Origin of the sequence: Rhodococcus sp. KBS0724 (genome assembly GCF_005938745.2) — a bacterium.
In the GTDB taxonomy this organism is placed as follows: Bacteria; Actinomycetota; Actinomycetes; order Mycobacteriales; family Mycobacteriaceae; genus Rhodococcus_F.
Genome location: NZ_VCBX02000002.1, coordinates 43,759 through 70,721 on the forward strand (window position 1 = coordinate 43,759; position 26,963 = coordinate 70,721).

The window sequence follows — 26,963 nt, forward strand, 5'->3', positions numbered from 1 at the left end:
CGATGATGTCCGGCAATCAAGGTGAAAAAGACTACGAAGCACCAAATCTGCTGTTACTCAACGAGGAACACGTCAAACGCTACCGAGAGACCGGCGGCCGAGAAGGGCACGAATGGAATGGCGTGACGTGCTTACTGTTGACCACGCTCGGACGAAAAAGTGGATTGATGCGAGAAACCCCGTTGATCTACGCGCGCGACGGTGACGATCTCATCGTGATCGCTTCGAAAGGCGGAGCCCCCACACATCCGAACTGGTATCTAAACCTGAACACTGACCCCAGTGTGAGCGTGCAAGTCCAGGATGACCGTTTCACTGCCCAGGCGCTCGAAGCGGAAGGTGCCGAATACACACGGCTCTGGAATCTGGCGGCAGCTTCGTGGCCCAACTACAACGCTTACGCCCAACGTACCGACCGAAAAATTCCTGTCATCGTCCTACGCCGCACACCTGCACAGAATCGGGAGAAGTAGTGAAAGTTAATGTCGACCCCCAACTCTGCCAGGGACATACCCTGTGCGCGATGGCCGCCCCAGAAGTCTTCGAACTCAGCGACATTGACGGGCATGCGTCGGCCACCCCAGGCAACGTTCCTGCACTCCTGACCGCCCAGGTACTCAACGCCCAGAAGTCCTGCCCTGAACAAGCAATCGCAGCGAAGGATTGACACCATGAGCGTTGACGATGTTGTACCCGCCAGTGTCGTATCCGACGACAGCCGGAGAAAACCTGCGTTCCAGTTCGAACGGCATGGCCCGCATTACCGCGACAATTTTGTGGGTATCACCGAGGAAATGCAGTCGAAGTGTCCGGTGGCGTGGTCCGACACCCACGGCGGCCACTGGGTCGCCGCCAGTGCTGCCGCAAATTTCACCCTGGCACGCTCCCAGGCCATCTCGAGCGACCACGACGTCAGGGGAAAACGTAAGGGGTACAAAGGTATATCCATCCCCACAGCACCGAACGTGACGAACATCAGGGGCGGCATCGCCGAAATGGATGAACCCGAACATCGCGAGTATCGTGCGGTACTCAACCCGTTCTTGTCCCCTGCCGCCATCGAGAAATGGCACCCTGTCATCGACGAGGTGATCCGAGCAACCCTCGACGACAAAATCGAAACGGGCTCCATCGACTTCGTCGACGATCTCGTGAACGTTGTACCGGCCGTGCTCACGCTCGCAATGCTGGGTATTCCGATTGAGAAGTGGGAGGTCTACTGCGAACCAGTTCATGCGTCTATCTACACCCCACCCAATTCCCCCGACATGGAACGTATCGGGGAACTCAAACGCGCCATGGGAGCAGACCTCCGGTCCAGCCTCACGGAGATTCGTGAGAAGCCTCGCCCCGGAATGATCGATGCGCTCGTCCGTGCGAAAGTCGATGGTAAACACCCTGACGACATGGAAGTGCTCGGCGTGCTCAGCCTGATCATCGGAGGTGGCTTCGATACCACGACCGCGCTGTCGTCGCACGCATTCGAATGGCTGTCACAGAATCCCGACCAGCGCACAAGCCTTAGCGAAGACCGCGACGTCCTGCTGAATCCGGCGACCGAGGAGTTCCTGCGCTACTACACTCCCCTTGCCGGGGCCGGACGTACCTTCGCTGCAGACTGTCAATACGACGATGTCAAATTCCAGGAGGGCGAACGTCTGTGGCTCTCCTGGGCGATGGCCAACCGCGATCCCGAAATGTTCGAAGACCCCAACGAAATCGATCTACTCCGTAAAGCCAATCGGCACTTCAGTTTCGGCTTGGGAGTGCACCGTTGCATCGGCTCGAACCTGGCCCGTACGCTGTTCAAACGGATGCTCCTCGCGGTACTCGACCGGATGCCGGACTACCTCTGTGACCCGGCAGGTGCGGTGCATTACGAATCGATCGGCACTATCCAGGGAATGCGGAACCTCCCGGCCACTTTCACTCCCAGCCCACGCTTGGGCGCCGGCCTCGACGAAACCCTCGGAAAACTCCAGACCATCATCGACGAACAGCGCCTCGCCGAACCGGGCGCGGTCTCGAATAAATGAGGCCGAGGTACAGGGCCGACTCTGTTGTGGTTATCCGCGGACCGACTACGGCTTCCGTCTTCCCGACCAGATTGATCGAGACCAACGCGCACTGCGTAATGTAGCTCCGCTTGGTGATTCGCTGGCAGGAAAGATGCAGCTGACGGTTTAGGGTCGACGGGACACAACAATTAAGGGTGGTCATAGATGAAAGACGATTCAGACAGTCGGGCGCAAGCTGGATGGGAGTCGCGCGCGCTCGATCGCTCTGCCTATCGCGCGCAAGAGAAAACTGCCACCCGCCAACTCGTCACAGCCCGCGAGATCATCGCGGCGAGCAGGCAGTTGTTCAGTGAGACAAGTAGCTTCCAGTTCACGATGAAGCAGGTCAGTGTCCGGGCAGGAGTGGCGCTCCAAACCGTGTACCGGCATTTCGAGACCAAAGACTTATTGGTGCTGGCAGTCTTGGAAGAAGAAATACGGTCGTCTGTGGACAAGATCGAGCAAGCGCTTACCGATATCTCTGATCCGTTGGAGAAGGTTCGCTCCTTGATCGTCGGCGCAGCGTCAGCGCGGGCCTCGAAGCAGCGAACGCTGATGGGTGCGGCCATAGTCCGAGAGCACCTTCGTCTCCAGGTGGATCACCCCGCTGACGTTGCTCTGGTGACAGCGCCGTACTTCATCCTGATGGAGGGTGTTCTGCGCAACGCCGCGGAGGCAGGTGTCCTCCATATCGTCGACGCTGAACGCGATGCGAAGATCGTTCAGAACCTCGTGATGTCGTTCTACCATCAAATTGCCCTCGGTGTTATCAGCGGTGACGCCGAGCAGACAACCGAATACCTTTGGGAATTTTGCAAAGCAGCACTGGACCGTGGACGCCCTCCAAGTTCCCCTCGTCGCCGTGCCACGAAACGGCAGTCGACTAAAAGCTGATAGCGAAGCGCTTCCGCCCAAATTCCTGCGGTAGAAGAGTTGCCGGGATGGCTGTCTGGTTCATCCCGGCAACGAACGTGGCCCACGTGAACTTAAATATGTTCATGACTTACAGAGGTTGTTCAAAGCACTCTCGAACACGCTCCAAGCGGCACGAGCTGCCAATCGACAAGCGCCGGTTGTCCTGCCGAGTCGAGAACGAGACTTCCTGGACGGGTGTCGCCGTGAATCACACCCCATTTGGTATCGAACTTATTGCTAATTCGCGACACAACCTTTTCCTCACCCCATGCCCTCCGGGTTGTGCCGATGCGCGCGTCGTCGCTCACTGTGACCGCTTCCATGTCGCCGTATACAGTCGCGCCAATGTCGACCAACGTCAAGGCGGTGTACTTCTCCTCGTTGCGCAACAAGATCATCAGCGATCACGCCGTTGTCGAGCTTCCGAGTATTAACGGTGAAGCATGCATCGGTAGATACCCACGGCATGACCGGGCCGGGACTAACGCAGTGAACCTCAATTCCCTGAAAGCGCCACTGCAGTGCGGCAGTGAGGCACCGGGAGAACGCCACGTCAAGAGCCTCGGGAGTGCACGATCATGGCAGGATCACCGAGCCGGCACCAGCGTCGACAACCTGCCGGATCATTGTTGTCTATATTCCCGGTTTAGTGACCCGAAGGCTCTGGTTGGAGAGCTTGAATCTCTGCCCGCATTTTCGGGATGTCCTGACGAACAGCATATTTCTGCACTTTGCCACTGGCTGTGCGTGGAAAGTCCTTAATGACGAAAAGCTCCTCAGGCCACTTCTGCCGAGCCATTCCGGCACAGTCGAAGTGGGCGCGGACATCGTCCAACGTCGGCACACGATGTCCGATCCGCACGCGAACCACTCCGGCGGCGTGCTCACCGAGTCGAGCATCGGGCGCTGCTACTACCACGGCCTCCGCGACGGCTGGCATCGACAGCAACACGTCTTCAACCTCCACTGCACTGATGTTCTCGCCGCCGCGGATGATCAAGTCGGACTTACGATCTACGATCGTCAGGTAACCATCGCCGTCGAGAACGCCGACATCTCCGGTGCGGTACCAGCCATCGGCATCGAAAGCACTTGCGGTCAAAGTGTTGTCGGTATAGCCGAGGCAGAGGTCCGGTCCACGGCTGAAGATTTCGCCGTCTTCCCCCAATCGAATCTCGACGCCGAGTCGTGGTTTGCCGTCGGTGTACAGGCGCTTGTCTTCCGGATCGGTGTTTCGTGAGCCCGTAATCGATGGATGCTCAGTGCTGCCATACGAGCGAGTCACGCAGATCCCCAGGTCCGCGAGGTTGCGAGTCACCGCGCCGGGCACCGAGGACCCACCAAGCCCCAGGTATCGGAGATAGCTCAAATGATCGCTTCTGAACTGGGGTTGCTCGAGCAAACTGGTAACAAAGTACGGGGGGCCACCGCCGATCGCCACACCGTGGCTGTCGATCAATTCGAGCACACGGGCAGGATCCCACTGGTCGAGCAGATCTACCGACACGCCCTCGAGCACGGGGGTGAGGAGCGCGCTCACCATACCGATGAAGTGCCCTACCGGGAGCGCGGTCAATTGAGCGCCGCGGTCCGCCGGATAGTTTGCAAGAAGCTGACGGGTTTCGAAGCCCAGCGTTTGGTGGCTGTGAACGACCCCTTTGGGGTCTCGGGTAGTCCCGGACGTGAACGCAATGACAGCCGGCCTCGCGGGGTCGACCTCGAGCGTGCCGGTCATGGGTTCGTTGTCGAGGAGAATTTCGAATCCGGCACCGACCACACCGACAATCGGAACGTCCGCACTGACCTCGGGATCATATTTCATGCGGCCGAACTCGTTCGCGGTGATGAATACCCGAGGTTTGGTGTCAGCCAGAACGAACCTCAGTTCTTTCGGGCCGTAGAAATGCACCAGGGGAACGACTACAGCGCCGAGGAACGCTGATGCCCAGAATGTCGCCGCGGCCTCCATCCAATTAGGCAGTTGCATGACCACGACATCGCCAGGCCCAACACCGCGGGACTTGAGCCCTGTGGCTAGCTTCCGTGCAATCGATTCGACATCGCCGAATGTCCCCTCATAGGGGCGAACGACCGAATGAACCCGAAACGTGACGTTGGAGTTGGCCTGCAGTCCGTCGGCGAGCATTGTTCCGAGGGAGTCGCCTGTCCACCACCCCATCGATTCATATTGCCGCTTCAACTCAACCGGGATAGTGCGCATGGAGCTCTAAATCCTCCTTCGAAGTGTCCAGCGGCTCCGCCACTTTGGCTGCCAACTGTGTTGCGACCAGTCGCTTAAGCTACGGTTTCGGCAATCCGCCAGTGCGCGACCTCCACTGGGGACACCAGGTCGAGAACCTTGATCTACCAATTCGAGAACGATACTCTAGATACGGCGAGAACACGAGTCTTTTCCGCCGATCTACACAATCGGCATCTGCCCATTTTACGGGGACCCACTGCCAGCCTGCGGATAAGCGCGAAGCGTTTTAGAGGCACCCGAAATGTATTACATTCTCTTGCGAGAGAAGATAATTCTCTTCTACTAGGACCACCATTCGCATCCAGTCCGCCGGAATTCGACCGGAAACAACACCCAAGCCAACGAACAGGAAACTTCAATGCCACACGCAAAGCCTGCCGATCTACCCAATGGCGGCGGGGGCCGATGGCCCGCGACCAATGGCCGCTTCCGTTCAACGCAGTGGGGAGATATGGAAGTGGGTTACACCACCACTGAAACCCCTGTGGACACCACCGATCTCAACCGAATCGGAGGTCTCCCCGGCGGCGTATGCCCCTGCCCGCACTACGGCTACGTGTTTGAAGGTGCCATTACTGCGGTGTACCCGAACACAGATCAGCCAGACGAAGTGATCTCGGCCGGCGAGGTCTACTTCATTCCCGCTGGCCACGTCCTCAAGTACGACGAACCCACCAACCATCTGGAATTCAACCCGGCATTCGCCCTGCAGCAGTGCATGAATGCCATGCAACGCACTGCTGACAAGGCTGCAGAAGTGTCGACGGCCCATCCGACCTGACCAACGGCAGCCCATTGCCAACGGGAACTACGTTCTATACCGTACGAGAGTGTGATTCTCACAATAACGAGAACAACCCTCCAAACACCTCACACACACCCTTCCTTCGACCAACGAACGGAAACCACCAGGTGACCTCACAACACACCACACCCGACCTGAACTGGCTGATATCGGTGGACGACCACATCCTCGAACCACCCAACCTCTGGCAAGACCGCATCGCAGCCAAAGACCGCGACCGCGCCCCCAAACTCGTCCACAACGGCACCACCGAAACCTGGATCTACGAAAACAGATCCGTCCCCACCAGCGGCCTGTCCGCCGTCATCGGCAAATCACGCGAAGACTTCAGCCCAGAAGCCATCACCTACGCCGACATGAGCCCCGGCTGCTACGACCCCAAAGCCCGCCTCGAAGACATGAACCAAGCCGGAATCCTTGCCTCCCTCGGCTTTCCGTCGTTCCCCCGATTCTGCGGCCAAATCTTCTACGAAGCACAGGACAAAGAACTCGCACTACGCTGCCTCCAGGCCTACAACGACTGGATCTTCGAAGAATGGTGCGCCACAGACCCCGGCCGCTTCATCCCCCTCGTCATCATCCCCCTCTGGGACCCCGCACTGGCCGTCAAGGAAATCGAACGCACCGCAGCCCTCGGCGCCCGCAGCATCGCGTTCTCCGAAAACCCCGAACCCCTCGGCCTACCCACCATCAACGACCCCAGCCGCTACTGGGACCCCGTCATGGCCGCAGCCGCCGACAACGACCTCGTCATCTCCATGCACGTCGGCTCCTCCTCGAGACTCCCCACCATCGCCTCCGACGCCCCCTTCATGGCCAACCTCACCTGGGGCGCCACCCGCACCGCCGGCACCATGCTCCAATGGCTCTTCAGTGACTACTTCGAAAAGTTCCCCAACCTCAAAATCGCCCTCTCCGAAGGCAATATCGGCTGGATCCCCTACTTCCTCGAACGCGCCGAACAGGTCTACGACAAACAACGCTTCTGGGCCGCCAAAGGCGTCAAATACGAAGGCCACGCCGCCACCGAAGTCCCCATGGACCTCGACATCCGACAACGCTTCAAAGACCACGTCTACGGCTGCTTCATCCACGACGAATCCGGAATCGCCAACATCGACCTCATCGGCGAAGACAACATCATGTTCGAAACCGACTACCCACACTCCGATTCCACCTGGCCGAACTCCATCGACATCGCCCGCAAACAAATCGCACACCTCCCCGAAACCACACAATACAAACTCCTCCGCGGCAACGCCGAAAAACTCTACCGATTCACCCCCAGCACCCCACCCACACAACCCTAACCAACCCACCAAACCCACACGCCAACAACAGAAAAGACCGAAACGCGACCGCAAAGCCGGAAGTTGAGGCGACGGAAGGATAGATTTTGAATGCTGCGATAGGAGTGGACGTCTTCCACGGGATCAAGGTGGTCGAACTCGCTCAGTGGGTATTCGTGCCGGTGGCGGGTGCATTGCTGGCCGACTGGGGAGCCGACGTGATCAAGGTGGAATCGCCGACGGCCGGCGACCCCTACCGCGGACTGATCGAGCAAGGCGTGACCACCGGGTCCGGACCGGTGAACTATTCGATTGAACTGGCGAACCGCGGGAAGCGCAGTGTCGGAATCGATTTGAAGAATCCGGAGGGACGCGACATCTTTTATCGAATTATTGCCGACGCAGACGTGTTCCTCACGAACTTTCGATCATCAGCGTTGGACCGACTGGGCCTTGGAGTTGACGAACTGCGGCAACATAATTCCCAGCTGATCTATGCTCGCGGACACGGTTTCGGTGTTCGGGGACCGGACAAAGACATTCCCGCATACGACAACACTGCTTTTTGGTCGCGCGGCGGGATGGGACACGTACTGACTCCTGAGGGATCCGAGTATCCGCTCTCGCCCCGCGGTGCGTTCGGCGATCGGCAAGCCGCGATGAACCTCGCATTCGGTGTTGCCGGTGCTCTGTTTCGGAGAGAACGCACCGGTGAGCCGTCCGTGGTCGACGTGTCTCTGTTGGCCAGCGCCATATGGACGCTGGGCTCGGACGTGCTGGGCGCTGTCCAGGGCAACAAACCACGAGCCAGAAGCTCACGCGGACAAGGCCCAAACCCACTGGGCAACGTTTTCCGAACGCAGGATGACCGACACATCACCCTCGCTCTTCTACAACCTGATCGATACTGGGTCGAGCTCTGCACCATTCTGGGGCAACCGGGGTTGGCGGCCGATGAACGCTTCACGACGATGACCAACCGTGCCGACAACCGCGAGGACTGCCTGCAGATTCTGGATGAGATATTCGCCGGACGCTCCTACGCGGAGTGGGTGACTCGGTTCGATACCTCGGACTTGCCCTGGGCTCCAGTGCAATCGATCGAGGAGCTTCTGGTGGACCGCCAGGTTCTAGCCAACGGATATCTCGGTTCGGTGAAGTCCGACGACGGCACCGTACTGACCATGCCGAATGGTCCGGTCCAATTCGATGAAGGTCCTCCGGAGCTGCGACGCGCCCCCGAGCACGGCGCAAACACCGAAGAAGTCCTGTTGAGCCTCGGACTGGACTGGGAAGAGATCGGCGATCTCAAGGAACACCGCGCAATTATGTGACCCCATTTTCCTACTTCATCTAAGAGGTCCACGATGATTCGACAAAGACGACTACTCTGCGCGCTGGTCGGTGCAGCATGTGCGGCAACCATGATGCTCACTTCGTGCGGCCAGGTTCCCCAATCCGGCGCGAGCGCGGAAGAGGTCGGCGGTCCAGTGGCCGGGGGTACCGGTCGCACCATCCAAGTCAGTGAACCTCGCACTCTTGACCCAGCAACACTGGGAAATGCATGGGCGACTCAACCTCAACTCGGTAACGCGCTGTACGGAACGCTGATGATCAACAACGTCGAGACACTCGAAATCGAATACAAGATGGCTGAGGACTTCTCCACCACAGATGGCGGAAGCACCTACATCCTGAAGCTACGGCCAGGACTGATGTTCACCGACGGAACCCCACTCGATGCTGCAGCGGTCAAGTTCAACTGGGATCGGTTACGCGACCCCGCATTGGGTTCAGGGGCGAGTAAGGTCACTCCTCAGATCGCGGGAACCGAGGTAATCGACCCTACGACAATGAGACTCACCATGGTTGCGCCGAATCAACACTTCGTGCAGGCCGTGGTCACCACTTCTATGAACTGGATTGCGTCACCAACCGCCCTGCAGAAGGGAAGCCAAGGATTCGATACGGCACCCATCGGTGCCGGCCCGTTCACGTTGGCCTCGTGGACACGGCAGGATCAGATCGTATTGAAAAGAAACCCAGCCTACTGGGATGCGCCCAAGCCGTACCTGGACTCACTCACCGTACGGTTCATGCCTGATACTGCCCAACGGTACAACGCGGTTACCACCGACAGTGCCGACCTCACATCCGAAACCAATCCATCGAACTTGAATGATGCCGACAAAGCCGGGTTCGCAACAGATCTCGTGCAAACAGGCGGCGGACAGTACCTGGCGATGAATTTTCGTCGCGCTCCGTTCGACGATGCGAGGGCCCGCCGTGCAGTCTCCTTGGCACTGGACCTGGACATGCTCAATACCGTGGTCTACAACGGCACGGGCGACGTCCCGACGACTCTGTTCCCAGAAGTATCCCCGTTCTACAGCAACATAGCGCTGACAAAGAACGACAAGGAAGTGGCACAATCGCTGTTCGACGAGTTGGCTGCTGCAGGTAAGCCGGTCTCCTTCGCCTTTACCTCGTATTCGAGCGCTGAGAACAAGATGACCGCAGAGGGTGTGCAGGCTCAACTGAGCGCCTTCGACAATGTCGAGGTCGAAGTCAAGTCCGTTGATTCCACCGCCATCTCGAGTGTCGTCGGAAAGCGCGACTTCGAGATGGTGATCACTTCGGCGAATATTCTTGACCCCGACACCGAATTGTGGACCGGTTTCCATTCGAAGTCTGCGGGAAACATGAGCGGAATCAGCGACCCCGGACTCGATGCAGCGCTCGATGCCGGTCGCGTTGCAGCCTCGACAGAAGAGCGAAAGAAGGCGTACGACGTTGTGCAAACGCGGCTTGCGGAGTTGGTTCCGGGCGTGTTCTACATCCGGTCCTCGCCCTCGGTGATCGCAGGACGGAATATGCAGGGCGTCGTCATGTACGGCCTCGGATCGCCGTTGCCGGAAGAGTTGTGGTTGACGAGTTAGCCCACAACGCAACTCGAGGAGTTCGGTTTGCGGATTGGAAGGTGGAAACACATGAACTCACAGCTCGACGTGGCGATCGCCGGCATGGGTCTCACCAAACAAGGCCGACGCCTTGGCATTTCCCGTCGAGAGCTGCGGCGGCAAGCTCTTGACCTCGCCTTGACTGACGCCAACCTACAACGTTCGGACATCGATGGTTACATTTTCATAGGCGCAACCCCGGAAGACCTCCGCTACCTGGGGCTTTCACCTGCTTTTGCATATTCCCTCATGACCGGAGGGGCATCTCCAGTCGCCAGCATCCTGGTGGCCGCCGGGGCTGTGGCTACGGACCAGGCTCGACACGTAGCCTGCGTCTACGGCGAGGCGTATTCGTCAATTCCACCAAAACTCAATCCGCACAGCAATGCTGGCACTGAGAGAGACATCAAGGCGTACAGCTACGGCTATCCCTATCTTTACGGCATGGTCGGGCCCGCAGCGACATATGCGCTTGCTGCCCGTCGCCATATGTCGCTTTACGGGACAACGTCGGAAGATCTGGGAAGAGTTGCCGTGACCGAACGAGAATTTGCGTCGGTTCGGCCCGGAGCACAAGGTTACGGGCAGCCGATTACCCTTGATGATCACCAGGATTCGCGCATGATCGTCGATCCCCTACGGCTTCTCGACTGCTCTCGTCCAACCGACGGCGGGGCGGCCGTCATCGTCACGTCATCAAAACGCGCAGCTGATCTCACCGATCGCCCGGTTGAAGTTCTCGGAGCCGGCACCTCGCATGGGATCGAAAGCTGGTGGAACGGTTCGATGTTCGAGTCCATGAATGTCAGTCGCGCTGCGCAGCGCGCGTTCGAACAGGCTCAAGTCGGAATCGAAGATATCGACGTTGCGCAGCTGTACGCACCATTTACCATTGCTACGCTCATGCAACTCGAAGAATACGGATTCTGTAAGCCAGGCGAAGGCGGTTCATTTGTTGCCGCCGGCCACACCGGGCCAGGTGGCACGATCCCGACCAATACCGGAGGCGGTCAACTATCCGGATTCTATGCCACCGGATTTACCCCGCTGAGCGAAGGGATTCTTCAGATGCGAGGTGAGGCACCGAGCAATCAGGTTGTCGGCGCGCAGACATGCCTGGTCAGCGGATCTGGGGGGAACGGCGGAATACAGGGATCCTGGGCACACGCCGCCCTCATCCTGGGTGCAGCTCGATGATCCCCGTCGACCGGCCCCTACCGGGTGACGTCGTAGAAGACGCGATCGATCAACCATTCTGGGACGCATGTCGTGACCATGTCCTGCTCATCTACCGCTGCCGTATCTGCGCTGAATCATTCTGGCCTGCAGGATGTTGCCCCCAACACGGCATGCAAGACATGATCTGGGTGACGGCCAGCGGTGGCGGAACCCTGCATACATGGACTGTCGTGCATCAGAAATACAGCAAGTCCTTCACCGAGGAACGTACTGTCGTTGCGGTGGTGAAGCTCGACGAAGGACCTCTCATGCATACGAACCTGATCGGCTCCAACGGGATAGACCTGCAGGTCGGCCTGCCAGTCGGGGTGGTCTTTCAAACAATCGCTAGTGAATCAGTGATACCGGTTTTTCAACTGCGAAATCAATCCGAGACCTCCGCCCCGCGGTGAAGTCGGCTGAACGTAAATATGCGATGTCCTCTTCAAGATGCGCTTCTCGGGATCTGTCCACGCTGTTGCGGCCTCACCGGTCCGGTCTCGCTTCGGCGGCTTGAGGACATCCGTCGAATGCCTACCGGTCGCAGATCACTACGAGATTCTCATCGGGTTCAATAGTCACGCCGCAGTTTTGTCCTGGCCGCAACAACTGATGCAGTATAGAAGGGATTTTGCGAAGCCCAACGGGACTTGAGCCCGCACGCACGTGGATTACACGCCGAAGCAACAGACGCCGTCGTGGTCCTTGCATACCAGCTCTTGCCGAGCTGATCTCTCTGCGAGTTTTTGCGGCGTGATTTCGGTTGCTGATATTGCAGCGATGGGCTCACCGGATCGAGGGGGCGGTAAGATCGACAATACCGATGCTGCACGCACTACAGATCGGCCTGTCCGTCGACGTCGATCGATGATGCAGACAAGAGCGGATGGATCGCGAGTAACGATGGGCGTTCCCTGAAGGTTCGGGCCATGCAGTTGCATTGCATATAACGGGGTGACCGAAACCTGCTCCGTCGTGGCGGGTGGCATTGCGGTCTGGTCAGGCGTCGTCCCCCAGCAGAGTCGTACGGACGTGCCGTAGATGAGCCCTCGTCGCGGTGCGGGCACTGTCCGGGTCCCGGTCGGCGATGGCGTCGACGATGTCCTGGTGCTCGCCGCGGCATCGTCAAGGTCGTCGAACAGAAGTCGGACGAAATTCTCGGCCATCGCTCCCCCATAATTTTCCTACCCGCGTGCATCAATCGTGGTTGTATCACGTTACAAGATGCTGCGAGATCATCAATGCGGCACGCGCAGCCAAGAACAACCTGTGCACACCGTTCAGAGATCGAAAGATGGTTCCGTTGAGTCACTTCGGGCGTTGAGGGCGACCGGGCCCGCGCGTTCGCGGGGCGATGGGTGGTGCGCTGCGCCTAGTGCAGCGTGTGTACTCCTCACCGCTTCGGGGTGTGGTGATCCACCAGGAACTGTGCGGATCACGTCGGTGCCGGGGGCTGTTGATTGCGGGGCGAGTTGGGCACGGCAACTGACCAGAGTCGTGGCGGCACGAGTCGATGTTCAGCGATTTTCCGATCAGTAGTCCGCGACAAAGGACTCGTAAGTTTTCCCTTTCGACCACCGAAACCTGTTCCGATCCTTAGTGAGTGGCGCAGCGGTCGGTCAGGCGTTGTCCCCCAGCAGAGTCGTACGGACGTGTCGTAGATGCACGCGCATCGCGGTGCGGGCGCTGTCCGGGTCGCGGTCGGCGATGGCTTCGACGATGTCCTCGTGCTCGCCGCAGTATTCACGGTGCAGTTCAAGGCTGAAGGTGCGTTTCTTCAGGCCGCCCCAGATCGGTTGCTGACGGCTATCGATGAGGAGTTGACTGACCCCGATCAGGACGATGTTGTGGGTGGCGAGCGCAAAGCTGTGGTGCAGCGCGGTGTCCCACCTCTCGAACTCCTCCGAGGATCGGGCGCCGTCCCCGCCGTGCAGGCAGCGCCGCATTTCCTCGATGTCGTCGCGGGTCGCTGCGGCGACGGCGAGTGGGAGCAGTTCCGGTTCGAGGATGAGCCGCGAGCTCATGATTTCGCTGGGGCTGGGATGGTTCGCCGTCTCCGGGTGGGATTCCCGGGGGGAGAGAAATGTGCCCCGACCGACGTACCGCACCACGGTTCCACGGTGTTCAAGCTCTTCGAGGACGGACCGGACCACAGCACGACTGACACCGGCGTCGGCGGCCAGTTCCCGTTCGGTCGGCAGCTTGTCCCCTGGGCCTAACTGCTGCTCGACGACGAGGGCTTCGATGTGCCGCAGGGCGGCCGCCGTGGGGCCTACAGCCAGGGTCACAGTAATTCCTCTCGATGAACCAATTGAGACCAATTATAGGGGCCGATTTACGTCATGCTTGCCATTATCGGGAAAAATTGAGTGTTGACGATCACAGATCAATAGACCTATCGTAACCAATACGAACCGTAACTCGGTTTGGTTCACATTGGTTTCACAGGAGGTTTCATGCGCTTCGCGCGGATTCAAGGTAAGAACGGCGTGGCCGTCTGCGCTGTGGACGCGAACGGAGCTGCACTGCCCGTTCGGTTCGGTGACACCGGTGTCCCGGTACGCGAGCTGCAGGAGATCATCGCCGGCGGCGCAGCTGCACTCGGCCGGCTGAGCACCAGCACCGTCGCAGAGGGCGGCAAGTTGCTCGCCCCCATCACCCCGCACCGCAGCGTGTTCTGCGTCGGGCGGAACTACTCCGAGCACGCCGCCGAGTTCGCCAAGAGCGGGTTCGACGCGACCGGATCCGCGGATGGCCAGCACGTGCCGCAGTACCCGGTGGTCTTCACCAAGCCCGCCGCCACGGTCATCGCCTCCGGCGACTCGGTCGACCCGCACACCGATATCACCTCTGCCCTGGATTACGAGGGCGAGATCGGCATCATCATCGGCAAACGTGCCTCCAAGGTCAGCCGCGACGACGCGATGGACTTTGTGTGGGGCTACACCCTCATTAACGACGTCACCGCCCGCGACTTGCAGCGCGACCACAAGCAGTGGTTCATCGGCAAGTCCCTCGACACGTTCTGCCCGCTTGGCCCCTGGGCCGTCACCGCGGACGAGATCGACATCAACGACCTGCAGCTGCAGACCCGCGTCAATGGTGAACTGCGGCAAGACACCAACACCGCCCAGCTCATCTTCGACGTGCCCACCATAATCGAGACGCTCTCGGCGGGCATCACCCTCGAGCCCGGTGACGTGATCGCCACCGGCACTCCCGTCGGCGTCGGTATCGGCTTCGACCCGCCGAAGTACCTGGTCGAGGGCGACGAGGTGATCGTCTCCGCCCCCGGCCTGGGCGAGCTGCGCAACAGCATCGGCATTCCGGCCACGGTGGACCACCTCATCTCGGTCGGGACCAGCGAGCTGTTCGTCGAGAAGACCGGCAGCGGGCCGGCGGTCGTGCTGATCCACGGCCTCGGCGGTGCAACCACCGTGTACGAGCCGCAGGTCGCGACGCTCGCCGAAACCCACACCGTGCTGCGCTACGACCTGTCCGGTCACGGCCGCTCCCCGTTCGCCGGGCCCGCGAGCATCGACAACTGGGTCGAGGAGTTGCGGGAACTGCTCGACTCCGAGGGCATCGAGCAGACCGCTTTGGTCGCGCACTCGATGGGCACCCTGGTCGCGAACACCTTCGCCGCCAAGTACCCGCAGCGGGTCAGCAAGGTCGCGCTGCTCGGCGCGGTTCGCGCTCAGCCGGAGGCAGCCAAGACCGCCACCCGCGCCCGCGCCCGCACCGTTCGCGAGGGCGGCATGTCCGCCGTCGCCGACACCATCGTCGCAGCGGCGCTGTCGCAGGAAACGCACAGCACCCGCCCGACATCGGTGGCCCTGGTCCGCGAACTGCTCCTCGGCCAGAACCCGGAGGCTTACGCGTGCGCCTGCGAAGCCCTCGCCGCCGCCGTCGAACCCGACTTCGCGTCGATCGACGCCCCCGTTCTGCTGCTCACCGGCGACGAGGACAAGGTCAGCCCGGTCGCGGTCAACGACGAACTGCTCTCGATCTACCCCAACGCGCAGAAGCACGTGCTCGACGGGGTGGGCCACTGGCATTCCCTCGAAGATCCAACTGCTCTCACCCACCGGCTCCAGGAATTCTTGAACAAGCCCTGAGCTTCTCCGACGAAAGGAGTGGCGACAATGACGTCAGCCCACACCCCCGATCAGTCCATCCTGTTCACCAACGTTCGGATCTTCGACTCCACCGGCTCCGACCCGTACGAAGGTGAAGTGCTGGTCGAAGGCGAACGCATTGCCGAGGTCCGCAAGGGCACCGGAGATCTTCCTCGCGAAGGCGCGAGAGTCATCGACGGCCAGGGCCAGTTCCTGATGTCGGGCCTGTGTGATGCTCACACCCACTTCTCCTGGGTCAACTCCGCCGACCTTCCCGGTCTCGGAACGATGGGCGTCGAAGAACACACCCTGCTCTGTGCCCGGTCGGCGCAGACCTACATCGATTCGGGCTACACCATGTGTGTCGGTGCCGCCGCCGCCAAGCCGCGACTCGATGTGGTGATCCGCGACGCCATCAACGCCGGCCAGATCCCCGGACCCCGCTACCTGGCGAACTGTCAGGAGATCGCGGTCACCGGCGGCGCCCTGGTCAAGGGCATCACCGCCTTCGCCGACGGACCCGAGGAGATGCGTAAGGCGGTCCGGAACAACGTCGACCTGGGTGCGGACCTGGTGAAGCTGAGCATGTCCGGCGAGGAGATCACCGGCAACCAACACGCCGAGGACAATTACTTCTCGGACGAGGAGACCGCTGCCGCGGTCACCGAAGCACACCGCCGCGGGCTGCGGGTGTGCTCCCACGCCCGGTCCGGGGAGAGCGTGAAGATGTCGCTGCGCAACGGTGTCGACATCATCTACCACGCCTCCTTCACCGACGAAGAAGGCCTGGACATGCTCGAAGCGCAGAAGGACCGCATCTTCGTCGCACCCGGGCTGAACTGGCTGGTCGCCACTTTGCACGACGCCGAAGCGTTCGGGTATCCCCCCGAGGCCGCCGAAGCTGCCGGATACCAGCACGAACTCGACTGTGCGATCGATGCGCTGAAGAGGATGAAGGAACGCGGAATCCGGGTGCTGCCCGGCGGGGATTACGGCTTCGCCTGGACCCCACACGGCACCTACGCCCGCGACTTGCAGCACTTCGTCGAACTCCTCGAGTTCTCCCCGAAGGACACCCTGCTCGCGGCCACCGCGCTCGGCGGGCAGATCATGCGGATGCCCGACGACCTCGGACAGGTCCAGGCCGGGTTCTACGCGGACATGATCCTCATCGACGGTGACCCCCTCGAGGACATCACGATCCTGCAGGACCAGGCCAAGATCGTCGGCATCATGAAAAACGGTGCCTTTCATAAAGACCCGGGCTCCGGACAGTCGGCGCGCCCGGCCGAACTCAGCGAAACCCACCGGGGCAACCCCATCCCCGCGTAGGAATTCGCTGACCCTCACCGGCCGGTGAGGGTGGGGAGCGTGAGCGTGGCGCACCCACCCCACAGGCCGGCCGCGGACAATCACGTCCGCCGAGATCCGTGTGTGTCCCGCGGCGGGCCGTCGCCCGGGCCCGAGGAGAGCCGTCAACTCTGCACTTGCGGCAGCAGGCCAAGCTCATCGCCGTCACCGAATTTTGGGACTGGCAACTCCATGCCCGATGCCGCTTCACCTGTTCGGCGACTTTTTTCGCCCCCGAGGGCGAAACCGCCGGACAGTGAATCCGCCGCGAGAACGCGGCCAAGAAGATCTGCGGCGACTGCCCGGTGCGGTCGCACTGCCTCACCCATGCCCTCGACACCCCCGAACCACACGGGGTGTGGGGCGCAATGACCGAACGCGAACGCGCCGGGACGAAGAACCCCGCCACCGCCCAGTCCGCACCGCTCGCTTCCTGAAGCACCCACGCTATCGGCGCACCTGGCGCCCCTTCGACGGCCCGCACCACCGTCGTCACCCAATCCTCACGGAGCGCTCCGACAATGCTGCTCACACAGACCTGCCGATGCCCCCGTGCCGAATTTCAGCGAAGGACTATTTCGATGTGCAACCTCATCCATGAAGCTCACCAACATTCGCTCTCCCGCCGCGGACTGCTCGCCGGCGTCATGGCACTCGGGACCGCGACCGCGTTGGCCGGGTGCTCCTCCGCCGACACCCCCTCCCCAGCGAGCACCGACACCTTCAACTACGTCGACAACGCCCGCTCGCACCGCACCCGACTGGCCCTGCTCGGCACCGCCGGCGGACCGATGACTTGGATCGCCCCCCACAACGGCGGCGACCAGACCCGCCACGGGATCGCCTCCGCCGTCGTCGTGGACGGCTCCTTCTACCTGGTCGACTGCGGAATGGGTGTCGCACACCAACTGCGGCTGGCCAACCTCGGCAAGGACGGCGACTTCCACGGTTACGAGGGCCTGCGCAGCGTCTTCCTCACGCACCTGCATTCCGATCACACCATGGACTACTTCAACATCGTGCTCTCCGGCTGGTATCACGGCCTGCCCGGTCCGGCACCCGTCGAAGTCTACGGACCCGGCGACCGGGGCGCCCTACCCCCGATCTCCGGCACCACCGACATTCCGGTCGTCAACCCCGACAACCCCACCCCCGGCACGGTGGACATGACCAACTATCTCACCCAGGCGTACGCCACCGACATCAACGACCGGCTCCGGGACTCCGGTAAACCCGGCCTCGACAAGCTCATTCGCACCCATGACATTCAGATTCCCGCCGAAGTCAGGGCCCGGGCCAATACCAACCAGTTCCCGGTCATGGACCCGTTCCTGGTGATGGAGGATGACCGCGTCCGGGTGACCGCAACCCTCGTCGATCACGGCGCCGTCTACCCCGCCTTCGCTTTCCGGTTCGACACCGATGACGGGTCCATCGTCTTCTCCGGCGACACCGCGCCCAACCCCAACCTGATCACCCTGGCCACCGGTGCCGACATCCTCGTCCACGAGGTGATCGACGCCGACTGGGTCAAAGCCCTCTACGGCGAACCGCCGTACAGTCCAGAAGAAGAAGGGTTCATCGAACACCTCCTGCACTCGCACACCACGATCGAGCAGGTCGGTCCGGTCGCCGAGGAAGCGGGGGTGAAAACACTGGTCCTCTCGCATCTCGCGCCGGGAAATAACCCGGCTGAACGGTGGCAGGCCGCGGCCGCCGGCTTCTCGGGCGACCTGATCGTCGGCGAAGACCTGATGGAGATCGGCGTCGGAAAACGCACCAATTGATCGATACCTCACTGTCGCCGCAGCGATGCTGATCAGCGCCGTGCTCCCACGCCTGAGCGCCACCCGTCTCGTTTCAAATACCGCACACCACCAGACATTCGGGGTTTAGGGCGTGCTCGACGCGCATCAGACCAGAGATACGAAAGCGGAGCCCCTCCCCTGCACAAAGGGGCGCGGCTCCGTCGTTCGTGAGTTGCTCGGCTGACTCGCGCGGTGGCGTCCGACGTGGCGTGGACGGTGGATCTGATCGCCGTCGAAGCGTCGTTGCTGCTGGCGATACTCTTCGACCATCACCAGAGTGTGCAGTACCTGACCGGTAGCGCCGTCAACCGCGCCTCCGCCTGCTACCGCGGCGAAGGAAAAACGGACGCCAAGGACGCGCGGGTGATAGCCGACCAATCCCGCATGCGGCGCGACCTCACCCACCTGCAACCCGACGAAACAGTGGTGCCGGAGATGAGGATGTTGATCACCCGACGCAACGACGTGGTCGCCGACCGCATTCGCACGATCAGTCAACTCCGCCAACAACTCACCGCCGTCTGCCCGGCCCTCGAGCGGGTGTCGAAGATCGCCGAACACCACGGTTGGGTGATCCTGCTCAGCCGCTACCAGCGACCGAAAGCGGTACGTCGGGCAGGAGTTTCCCGCCTGACCGCACTGCTCACCTCGCAGGGTCTACGACCTACCACCGCTGCGAAGATCGCCACCGCAGCAGTCGACGCGGCGAAGACCCAGTCGGTGCACCTGCCGGCCGAGGAACTCGCCGCCGAACTGGTCGCGGACCTGGCGCGGGACGTACTGCGCCTCAACGCGCTGCTGGTCGAGTTGGACGCGAAAATCGAAAGCCGGTTCCGCCAGCACCCACTCGCCGAGATCGTGATCAGCACGCCGGGCATGGGTCCGCGCCTCGGGGCGGAGTTCCTGTCCGCGATCGGCACCATCGAGGCATTCGCCTCCCCCGACCGCCTCGCCTCCTACGCAGGGCTAGCGCCGGTGCCACGAGATTCCGGGAAAACCACTGGGCGCCATCATCGCCCGTACCGCTACAACCGGCATCTTCGGCGGGTGATGTACACCGAGGAACTCGACCGCAAGGTGCGTATGGCATTGCACCGATGTCCGAAGCAGGCCCTTCGCTTGGAATAACGTCCGGCCCAGTCCCCGCAGTCCCCAGAGAGAAGCTCAAAGATGGCACAAGTCAGCTATATCAGTCACGCCGGTCAGGAAACTATCCTCGACCTCGATCCCGGCACGAATATTATGCGAGGAGCGCTGAGCAACGGGGTCGCAAGCATCTACACCGAATGCGGTGGTCAGACCATGTGCGCAACATGCCACGTTTACGTCGACGAGTCGAATCTGAACGATTTCCCGGCGGTCGACGAGGACGAGGACGAGATGCTCGAGGCCACCGCGTGTGACCGCCTGGACAACAGCCGGCTGTCCTGCGGATTGGTCATCACCGACGAGCATGACCAAATTGTAGTGCGAATGCCCGAGACACAGCGGTAGCTGCCCCATTGAGGACAGGCCACCGATGCAATCGCTACTTGTGGCGCAGTAAAGAAGCCCTCAGGGGTCATTACTGCGCCACAGGTCGCGGTCCAGTCAAGCCCCATGGGGAGCTTGTCAAGGTGTTTGTGTCGGGTACAGGCCGCATACCGCCCCCTCGGATTCGATGCTGTCGACGGCAACGTGTTTCCAGGGCCTCGCTGTGGTCGCACGGATCGTGGAACCCACCTCCTCGAAACCCGACACTGGCCGGGTCTGATCTTTGTGCGACGATCACCGACTTCACTTAATGTCCAGTCGGCAGTGCTAAGCCTGCGTAACCTGCTTGACGACATCACCGAACGGGGCTGGGATCAAGCATCTGCTCGTTGACTGGTGTTCGCCGCGAACGCCCCGAAACTCGACCAGCCTCTCCCGCGGTCATTGTCTCCGTTCATCGACGCCACGAGTATGAATGAGGTCGCACGTCTGGATGATTCGTTTGCGCGGGATCGAGCTGATCACCGCCGCCGAGCACGCCGGGCTACGCGGCCCGGACGGAACTGTTCTCATGGTCACTCCGCACCAGCTGCGCCATACCCGGGCCACCGAAATCGCCAATACCGGCATGAGCCTGCAAGCGTTGATGCACTGCTCGGACATGTCACCCACCAGATGACGATTCGCTATCTCGTTGATTGCCGCAGGGCATTATTACGTCAATTTTTGTAACTGTTAGCGATTGCTGCTCGCTTGTTCCACTACCCACGCGGCGATCTGTGCACGAGATGTGAATCCGAGTTTGGTCAGAAGGTGCTCCACATGGCCTTGCGCCGTGCGGGGCGAGATCACGAGTCGAGCCGCGATTTCCTTGTTGGTAAACCCCTTGCTAACCAGTCCGGCGACTTGTCGCTCCCGTTTGGTCAGTCTCGGTGACGTTTCGTCAGTGAAAGTACTAGGCGCCGGAGTCCGTTCTCCGAGGGCATAGGCTACGGCGGCATCGAGGCCTAGTCGTCGCCCCTGATTGCGTGCTGTCTTGTACGCTCGCGCCCCGAGCGCTCGTCGACTCGATTGCTCGCACCGCTCGTGGTCGACGAGCATGGCGGGAAACACCACGTCGGCGGCGCCGATGGAGTTCCCCATCTCCTTGGCGGCAGACATCAGCACGACGGCGCGATGCGCATCGCGCTCATCTACGGAGATCCAGGCCAATACCTCAAGACAGGTGGCGACGGTGCGTGGATTATTCACTTTCTGGGCCAGCCGCAGCGACTGTTCGAGCTGTTGGCCTGCTTGAATCGCATCACCCCGCCGCCACACCGCCATACCCATGCCCCACAGCGCATATGCGCGATACATCGCCTCCCCACGCACTTCCGTGATTGCGAGCACCTGCTCGTAGCAGTGGAGTGCTTGATCCATTTCGCCAAGGAGTTCGTGTGCCATCCCCAACATGTGCAATGCTCCGATATGTAGCAGGTGGCCGTCCCACGAGCCGAACGTCGCGAGAGCATGGTGTAGGCACGAGGACGCACGCCGAAGGTCACCGCTGAAGAGCGCAAGCACACCGTCGGAGTACGCCACCACCGCATGAATCACCGGGTCAGCCGACCGTGCCGCGAGCGCGCGTCCCTCCTGCACCCGAGCGACCCCTATCGGAAGCTCCCCCTGTAGTTCGGCCAGCATACTGTTGGCGTACAGCGCCTTGACTCTCACGACGGTCGGACGCTCCGGATCCTGGGAAAGCAGACGGTCGAGCCATCGCCGACCCTCACCAAATAGACTCTGGGAAAGCCAGAACGGGAACAGCGCAGCGGCGATGTGGAGCCCGATATCGGGAGCGTGCGTCGCGCAGAACTCCAGAGCTTCCCGCAGATTCGATTGCTCCCTCCCCAACCGACTGATCCATTGCAGCTGTTGAGAGCTGATCCACTCGGCCTCTGCAGCAAGTGCCAATTGTTCGTACCAATCCAGGTGCCGCCGTTGCACTTGCGGATATTCACCGCTCTGCAGCAATTTTTCGCGTCCGTAATCGCGCAGTGTTTCAAGTATCCGGAACCGGACCACCCTGCCAGATTCTTCGCGTATCAGGATCGACTTGTCTACCAGCGTGGTCACCGCGTCGAGGAGTACGTCGGCATCCAGCCCGACACCGCAAACCTGTTCCGCGGCATCAAGTTCGAAGCTACCGGCGAATACCGACGATCTTGACCACACCCGTTGCTCCACCGATGTGCACAGCTCATAACTCCAGTCGATACACAGCCGCAAGGTTTGCTGCCGTGACGGAGCGACCCGGCTTCCACGAGTCAGTAGTGCGTATCGGTCGGTGAGCCGCTGCAGGATCTGCTGCGGAGACATCGCTTGTAGCCGCGCTGCCGCCAACTCGATTGGCAGCGGCAAACCGTCGAGACGGTGGCAGATCTGAGCCACCGCCATCTTGTTGTCGTCGGTGAGCTCGAATCCAGCGACGGCTGCGGCGGCGCGGTCGACGAATAACGTGACTGCGTCATAACTGTTCAAGCCCTGCGAGGAAGACTGCTGCTCGGGGTCCGGCACCATCAGCGGAGGTACTCGAAACACCGCTTCTCCATCGACCCCCAAGGGTTCACGGCTGGTGGCGAGGATTCGCATCCTCGAGCACGCACGCAACAAGGTTCCGGAAAGCTCGGCGGCTGCGTCCACGACTTGCTCACAGTTGTCCAGCACCAGCAGCAATTCCCGGGAGCGGAAGAACTCCAACAGCACGTCATGCAATGACATCGCCGAGTGGTCCCACAGTCCGAGCTCACCGGCGATTACCTCAGTCAGCAACGACCCGTCGGACAGCTCTGCCAGCTCCACCAGCCATACCCCGTCGTCAAATTCGCGTCTCATGTTCTCGGCAACCCGCAACGCCAAACGGGTCTTACCGACGCCACCGATTCCGGTCAGTGTCACGAGATGCGACGACGCCAACATTGCTTTGGTCTCTGTCAACTCACGCCGGCGCCCGACGAAGTTGGTCAGCTCGACCGGAAGTTTCCCCTTTGTGCCCCGAAGTGAATGCGACGAGAACCGGCGCTGACCGAAGGTGGCGCGCTCCGTGGAACGGGGCCCTGTTGGGGCAGGGGAATCTTTCCACTGCTGTGCACTCTGATCGGCGTGCAGTGCCATTTCATCAACGATGAAACCGCGGCGGAGCTGAAGTAGTCGAAGTTCGTCTCCCAGGTCCGCGAGCGAGAGCCTGTCCTGCGGATCCGCCGCCATGGCGCATTCAATGACTGCGGACACGTCGTCATCGATGCCCTGCTCACGTAGGTTCGGAACGGGTTGGGCGGTAATCCTCAGAAACTGTGCCACCACCCGCTCACCGCTGCGTCGTTCGAAGGCTGCGTGCCCGGTCAGGCCACTGAACAACGTCGCGCCCAGACTGTAGACGTCCGAGGCAGGGCTGGGTGGATCTCCTCGGAGCACTTCCGGGGCGGTGAATGCCGGGGAACCGGCGACGATCCCCGTGCCGGTCTCGAAGCTGCCCGGGATGCGTGCGATACCGAAGTCGCTCAACGCCGGTCCACCGTAGTCGTTGAGCAGAATATTCGCGGGCTTGATATCGCGGTGCAAGATCCCAAGTCGATGTGAAGTCTCCACCGCACCTGCTATTTTCACTCCCACCCGAAGCAGCTCATCGAGCGGAATCGGACCATGCTGGCGGATTCGGGCCTCTAAGGAGCCTCGTCGGTAGTAGTGCATCGCGATGTACGGTCGACCGCTCTCGGTGGCGCCGACTTGCAGGATGTTAACAATGTTCGGGTGCCCGCTCAGTCTGCCCATTGCCCGCTGTTCCCGGAAGAACCGCGCCGTATCCACGTCGTCTAAGTCTGTGTTAAGCACCTTAACCGCCACCATGCGGTCCAGGTCTGGCTGTGCACAACAGTAAACGACGCCGAAGCCACCACGCCCGATTTCCTCGGCGTCTTCGAATCCCGCCGCTTGCAGTTCCGCAGTGAGCGGGCGGACCACATGGCGCTGCGTTTCGCGTCGATCATCATCTTCGGCCATCGGCCACCAACTATTCATCCGATCCGCGGCAGTGTGATGAGCGATCCCACGCACATAATCGCCTCGGAAACTGTGTCCTCAGGATATCGCCGTCAAACCACGTTTGTAGGACGAGAACCTCCACTTTCTAGATGTCAACTCGCCTCGCCCGAGAGCCCAGTCGGCTAAATACAGGCTTCGAAGGGCCCGCCCAGCCGCAGACGAAGGCACAGGCATCTCGTTGAGACCTCACCGGATTGCCCACAAATGCCTCGCTCGCGGGAAGAAGTTACGCTCGACAACCGACACTCGGCCTACTGCGGGCACGCCAGCGCCGCTCTATTGGGCAAGGCAGCGGGGGTAGCGATGTAGCGAGAGTACGTCGTCGCCTCCTCGCTATGCCACCGCCAGGTTAGCTCGTTACTTCGGTTTGGGGGAGTCTAGATCGGTAGTTTGTGTATCAACGGCAGCCTGCATGCCCTCGACGTCCTCCCAGAGATTTTCGCCTGCCGTCGACAACTGCACCTTCGGCGCCGACGATCTGCTGATACCACCGATCGAACACCCCTCCCCCAACTGCCCACTCTCACAATACGTAGATAATCCAAACTCGTGTCGGTGACTAAGAAAGCGGTTTCGCAAGCGCGGCTACACGGTCGACTAATCTCATTCTTCCTGCGCTGCAATAATTCTCGTTATTTCCACTGCGGCTCCGATCGGGTGAGGATTTTGTCGACGCCTTCGGCCTGGATGTCGTTCATAGTGCTGCGCACCCTCGTCAATCCGTGAGCAGCAGGGCGATTGCGTGTAGTCCGAGGAGGGATCGCTGATGGATGGGATTGGCGTGTTCGGTGGCGTAGTCGAACGACACCCCGCACCGCCGAAGCTGCGACGAACCCGGCCTTGTCGGTGGATGCAGTCCGATAGCAGGTGTCGGCCGACGTGTTCGTTGTCGGCGCTCGATGAGACGATAGGAAAATTTCTTTCCGGCGGGCACTATCGGGTCTACGCTCCTGAACCGAGGGGAAGCCCGTTATCTTCTAGGAGGTCCTTGAAATGAGGGCTGCGGTCGCCAAACCTGGTATGACTTCTTGCCCCTGTCATCAATGATCCGGGGGGGTGGTGTCGCCGGGTGTGGTGGCGTCGATGAACCGCTGATAGACCTCCGATCAACGCAAGTCGTCAAGCAGCTGCCGGTTCCGCATCATGAACGGAGCCGGGGAAAGCCTTCGACGCGTCGTAGGTGTGGCCGGTGTGAAGGCAGTGATAGAGCTGACCCAGAAGTCGATTGAAGACGTTGCGCAGCGCCGCAGCATGCCGGTCGCCGTGTGTTCGGCGCCGATTGTAATGGTCCTTGATCGGGCCCGGCCTCGGGATGGCAGCGAAGGCCCAGACAAACCCCACCGCCGCAAGCCTGTTGTTCTTCACATGACGATGAGTGATCGAGATCGTACGACCCGACGCCCTGGTGACAGGTGCGGCCCCTGCAAAGGATTTAAGTCGGCGAGCGTCGGCAAACCGGCCACGGTCGTCGCCGATCTCTGCCAAGACCCTGGCACCGGTAGCCTCACCCAGACCGGGAAAGCTGGTGATGACCGCGTAGTCAGGATGATTCCGAAATGCCTCAGCCGCAGACTCATTGAGCTTGTCGGCGTTGACGCATTCGGTGTTCAAGGTTGCCAACAAGGCGCCCGCCTGACAACCCATCGCCTGCTCCACCAAGGGTGGTTGTCTCAGCTGAGGAGCGCCAAGCGCGTTCTGGATTCGGGTCGCGGTGTCCTCGAGTCGTCGTTGCCTACCGCACGCCGCAATGCGGTAACGATGCGGGCCTTGGTCAATCGCGCACCCTGCGCAGGCGTCGGTGCGATCGCGCGTATCGCGCGTGCGTCCGCCATGGCGAGGTTCGTGTGACCGGTGCCGGCGAATGCGTTGAGAAAATCCGGGTAGTACTCGCGCAGGAGTGCACGCAGTTCTTGGGTTGCCTCGGTGCGCCGCCAGATCGCGTCCTGGGCAGCGGGCGAAGACCGTGATTGCTCGCGCGAGGTCACTGTCGGCGGGCAGCGTTCGGTGCGCGTGCGCGTCGGTGCGCAGAATGTTCGCCAGCGTCATCGCGTCCACATGGTCGGACTTCTTGCGTGCCATCGAGTGCCGATCGCGGTAGCGGGCCACCGCCATGGGATTGATGGCATAGACGTTTCTCCCCGATCCGCGCAATGCTGCGACCAGCAGACCTCGTGAGGTCTCGATCGCCACGGGAATCGGATCGGCTGGTGTATCACCAGCCTCGGCGAGCAAACCGAGAAGCTCGCCGAATCCTTCAGAGCTATCGTCGATTCGACGCTTGGCCACTAACAGGCCGTCACCATCGACCACCGCGACGTCATGGTGGTCCTCGGCCCAGTCGATCCCGCAGAATAGTTTCACCAGCCCCTACCTTCCTTTTGCGTCTGATCTCCTTCGCATGGCTGCACCCAAAGAGAACCGCGGCACCTAATGGCGAGGCTCGATGGCCTTCCCTCCGATGAGCCGTTCGCGATCCCAGCAATCCGCAGGTTCCGGTCTTCCTCTGAGAGCTCCAAAGCTCGTGAACTACGAGGTGTTGACCGTGCGGACGGGCTTGAACCACAAACACAACTGTCTTCGACCAGTACGCAGGTGGTGGCCCCGACACGCCGCCGGCGCCGATC

19 protein-coding genes and 3 pseudogenes are annotated in these 26,963 nt (G+C 61.0%); 17 read left to right on the forward strand and 5 right to left on the reverse strand.

Annotated elements, in window-relative coordinates; translation table 11 throughout:
* Nucleotides 1-2: 2 nt before the first annotated feature.
* The 4 genes from FFI94_RS31110 to FFI94_RS31125 all read left to right on the forward strand — a co-directional run bounded on the left by FFI94_RS31110 (nt 3) and on the right by FFI94_RS31125 (nt 2,951).
* Nucleotides 3-473 carry a nitroreductase family deazaflavin-dependent oxidoreductase gene (locus tag FFI94_RS31110; protein WP_397495592.1) on the forward strand — a complete coding sequence of 157 codons (471 nt, stop codon included), beginning with the start codon at nt 3-5 and terminating at the stop codon, nt 471-473.
* Nucleotides 473-667, forward strand: coding sequence for a ferredoxin (locus tag FFI94_RS31115; RefSeq protein ID WP_138873786.1), 195 nt, complete (start codon nt 473-475; stop codon nt 665-667). Before FFI94_RS31110 ends, FFI94_RS31115 begins: the two co-directional genes overlap by 1 nt.
* 4 nt (nt 668-671) lie before the next feature.
* Entirely contained in the window at nt 672-2,036 is a 1,365-nt protein-coding gene (locus FFI94_RS31120) for a cytochrome P450 (protein ID WP_138873787.1), read from the forward strand.
* Between the two features lie 186 nt (nt 2,037-2,222).
* Nucleotides 2,223-2,951 carry a TetR/AcrR family transcriptional regulator gene (locus tag FFI94_RS31125; RefSeq protein WP_138873788.1) on the forward strand — a complete coding sequence of 243 codons (729 nt, stop codon included), beginning with the start codon at nt 2,223-2,225 and terminating at the stop codon, nt 2,949-2,951.
* Between the two features lie 667 nt (nt 2,952-3,618).
* On the opposite strand, the gene FFI94_RS31130 is transcribed toward FFI94_RS31125, so the two are convergent.
* Nucleotides 3,619-5,193 carry an AMP-binding protein gene (locus tag FFI94_RS31130; RefSeq protein ID WP_138873790.1) on the reverse strand — a complete coding sequence of 525 codons (1,575 nt, stop codon included), beginning with the start codon at nt 5,191-5,193 and terminating at the stop codon, nt 3,619-3,621.
* Nucleotides 5,194-5,593: 400 nt separating this feature from the next.
* On the opposite strand from FFI94_RS31130, the gene FFI94_RS31135 reads away from it, so the two are divergent.
* The 6 genes from FFI94_RS31135 (at nt 5,594) to FFI94_RS31160 (ending at nt 11,920) form a co-directional block, all read left to right on the forward strand.
* Nucleotides 5,594-6,016 (forward strand): hypothetical protein, encoded by a 423-nt coding sequence (locus tag FFI94_RS31135; RefSeq protein WP_138873791.1) that lies wholly within the window; start codon nt 5,594-5,596, stop codon nt 6,014-6,016.
* 131 nt (nt 6,017-6,147) lie between these two features.
* Entirely contained in the window at nt 6,148-7,350 is a 1,203-nt protein-coding gene (locus FFI94_RS31140; RefSeq protein ID WP_138873783.1) for an amidohydrolase family protein, read from the forward strand.
* A gap of 86 nt (nt 7,351-7,436) precedes the next feature.
* Nucleotides 7,437-8,663: a CaiB/BaiF CoA-transferase family protein gene (locus FFI94_RS31145; protein ID WP_138873792.1), complete on the forward strand. Its 1,227-nt coding sequence runs from the start codon at nt 7,437-7,439 to the stop codon at nt 8,661-8,663.
* Nucleotides 8,664-8,696: 33 nt separating this feature from the next.
* Nucleotides 8,697-10,268, forward strand: coding sequence for an ABC transporter substrate-binding protein (locus FFI94_RS31150; protein WP_138873793.1), 1,572 nt, complete (start codon nt 8,697-8,699; stop codon nt 10,266-10,268).
* A gap of 51 nt (nt 10,269-10,319) precedes the next feature.
* Complete coding sequence (locus FFI94_RS31155) at nt 10,320-11,486, forward strand: thiolase family protein (RefSeq protein WP_138873794.1); 1,167 nt, start codon at nt 10,320-10,322, stop codon at nt 11,484-11,486.
* Complete coding sequence (locus FFI94_RS31160) at nt 11,483-11,920, forward strand: Zn-ribbon domain-containing OB-fold protein (protein ID WP_185993455.1); 438 nt, start codon at nt 11,483-11,485, stop codon at nt 11,918-11,920. The genes FFI94_RS31155 and FFI94_RS31160 overlap by 4 nt, the downstream gene beginning before the upstream one ends.
* Nucleotides 11,921-12,506: 586 nt before the next feature.
* Here the strand turns inward: FFI94_RS31160 and FFI94_RS31165 are convergent.
* Nucleotides 12,507-12,611 (reverse strand): annotated as a pseudogene (locus tag FFI94_RS31165) (FadR family transcriptional regulator); the annotation flags it as partial.
* 515 nt (nt 12,612-13,126) lie between these two features.
* On the reverse strand, nt 13,127-13,795 hold the full coding sequence (locus tag FFI94_RS31170; protein WP_138873796.1) for a FadR/GntR family transcriptional regulator: 669 nt from the start codon (nt 13,793-13,795) through the stop codon (nt 13,127-13,129).
* Between the two features lie 168 nt (nt 13,796-13,963).
* On the opposite strand from FFI94_RS31170, the gene FFI94_RS31175 reads away from it, so the two are divergent.
* The 7 genes and pseudogenes from FFI94_RS31175 to FFI94_RS34835 all read left to right on the forward strand — a co-directional run.
* A complete protein-coding gene (locus tag FFI94_RS31175; RefSeq protein ID WP_138873797.1) occupies nt 13,964-15,625 on the forward strand; it encodes an alpha/beta fold hydrolase in 1,662 nt (553 codons plus the stop codon).
* 27 nt (nt 15,626-15,652) lie between these two features.
* Nucleotides 15,653-16,957 (forward strand): amidohydrolase family protein, encoded by a 1,305-nt coding sequence (locus FFI94_RS31180; RefSeq protein WP_138873798.1) that lies wholly within the window; start codon nt 15,653-15,655, stop codon nt 16,955-16,957.
* Nucleotides 16,958-17,280: 323 nt separating this feature from the next.
* Nucleotides 17,281-17,412 (forward strand): WhiB family transcriptional regulator, encoded by a 132-nt coding sequence (locus FFI94_RS34830; RefSeq protein ID WP_397495593.1) that lies wholly within the window; start codon nt 17,281-17,283, stop codon nt 17,410-17,412.
* A gap of 144 nt (nt 17,413-17,556) precedes the next feature.
* On the forward strand, nt 17,557-18,762 hold the full coding sequence (locus FFI94_RS31190) for an MBL fold metallo-hydrolase (RefSeq protein WP_138873799.1): 1,206 nt from the start codon (nt 17,557-17,559) through the stop codon (nt 18,760-18,762).
* Nucleotides 18,763-18,975: 213 nt separating this feature from the next.
* Nucleotides 18,976-19,851 (forward strand): annotated as a pseudogene (locus FFI94_RS31195) (transposase); the annotation flags it as partial.
* A 102-nt stretch (nt 19,852-19,953) separates the two neighbouring features.
* On the forward strand, nt 19,954-20,277 hold the full coding sequence (locus FFI94_RS31200; RefSeq protein WP_138873801.1) for a 2Fe-2S iron-sulfur cluster-binding protein: 324 nt from the start codon (nt 19,954-19,956) through the stop codon (nt 20,275-20,277).
* A gap of 237 nt (nt 20,278-20,514) precedes the next feature.
* Nucleotides 20,515-20,946, forward strand: a pseudogene (locus FFI94_RS34835) (tyrosine-type recombinase/integrase); the annotation flags it as partial.
* Between the two features lie 45 nt (nt 20,947-20,991).
* On the opposite strand, the gene FFI94_RS31210 reads toward FFI94_RS34835, so the two are convergent.
* Nucleotides 20,992-24,297, reverse strand: a complete 3,306-nt coding sequence (locus tag FFI94_RS31210; protein ID WP_138873802.1) for a protein kinase domain-containing protein — start codon at nt 24,295-24,297, stop codon at nt 20,992-20,994.
* A gap of 1,161 nt (nt 24,298-25,458) precedes the next feature.
* Nucleotides 25,459-26,700: an IS110 family transposase gene (locus tag FFI94_RS31215; RefSeq protein ID WP_260684540.1), complete on the reverse strand. Its 1,242-nt coding sequence runs from the start codon at nt 26,698-26,700 to the stop codon at nt 25,459-25,461.
* Between the last annotated feature and the right edge of the window lie 263 nt (nt 26,701-26,963).

Coding starts and splice junctions, on each gene's coding strand:
- FFI94_RS31110 (WP_397495592.1), top strand. CDS start 3: ATGATGTCCGGCAATCAAGGTGAAAAAGACTACGAAGCACCAAATCTG.
- FFI94_RS31120 (WP_138873787.1), top strand. CDS start 672: ATGAGCGTTGACGATGTTGTACCCGCCAGTGTCGTATCCGACGACAGC.
- FFI94_RS31125 (WP_138873788.1), top strand. CDS start 2,223: ATGAAAGACGATTCAGACAGTCGGGCGCAAGCTGGATGGGAGTCGCGC.
- FFI94_RS31130 (WP_138873790.1), bottom strand. CDS start 5,193: ATGCGCACTATCCCGGTTGAGTTGAAGCGGCAATATGAATCGATGGGG.
- FFI94_RS31135 (WP_138873791.1), top strand. CDS start 5,594: ATGCCACACGCAAAGCCTGCCGATCTACCCAATGGCGGCGGGGGCCGA.
- FFI94_RS31150 (WP_138873793.1), top strand. CDS start 8,697: ATGATTCGACAAAGACGACTACTCTGCGCGCTGGTCGGTGCAGCATGT.
- FFI94_RS31155 (WP_138873794.1), top strand. CDS start 10,320: ATGAACTCACAGCTCGACGTGGCGATCGCCGGCATGGGTCTCACCAAA.
- FFI94_RS31160 (WP_185993455.1), top strand. CDS start 11,483: ATGATCCCCGTCGACCGGCCCCTACCGGGTGACGTCGTAGAAGACGCG.
- FFI94_RS31175 (WP_138873797.1), top strand. CDS start 13,964: ATGCGCTTCGCGCGGATTCAAGGTAAGAACGGCGTGGCCGTCTGCGCT.
- FFI94_RS31180 (WP_138873798.1), top strand. CDS start 15,653: ATGACGTCAGCCCACACCCCCGATCAGTCCATCCTGTTCACCAACGTT.
- FFI94_RS31190 (WP_138873799.1), top strand. CDS start 17,557: ATGTGCAACCTCATCCATGAAGCTCACCAACATTCGCTCTCCCGCCGC.
- FFI94_RS31200 (WP_138873801.1), top strand. CDS start 19,954: ATGGCACAAGTCAGCTATATCAGTCACGCCGGTCAGGAAACTATCCTC.
- FFI94_RS31210 (WP_138873802.1), bottom strand. CDS start 24,297: ATGGCCGAAGATGATGATCGACGCGAAACGCAGCGCCATGTGGTCCGC.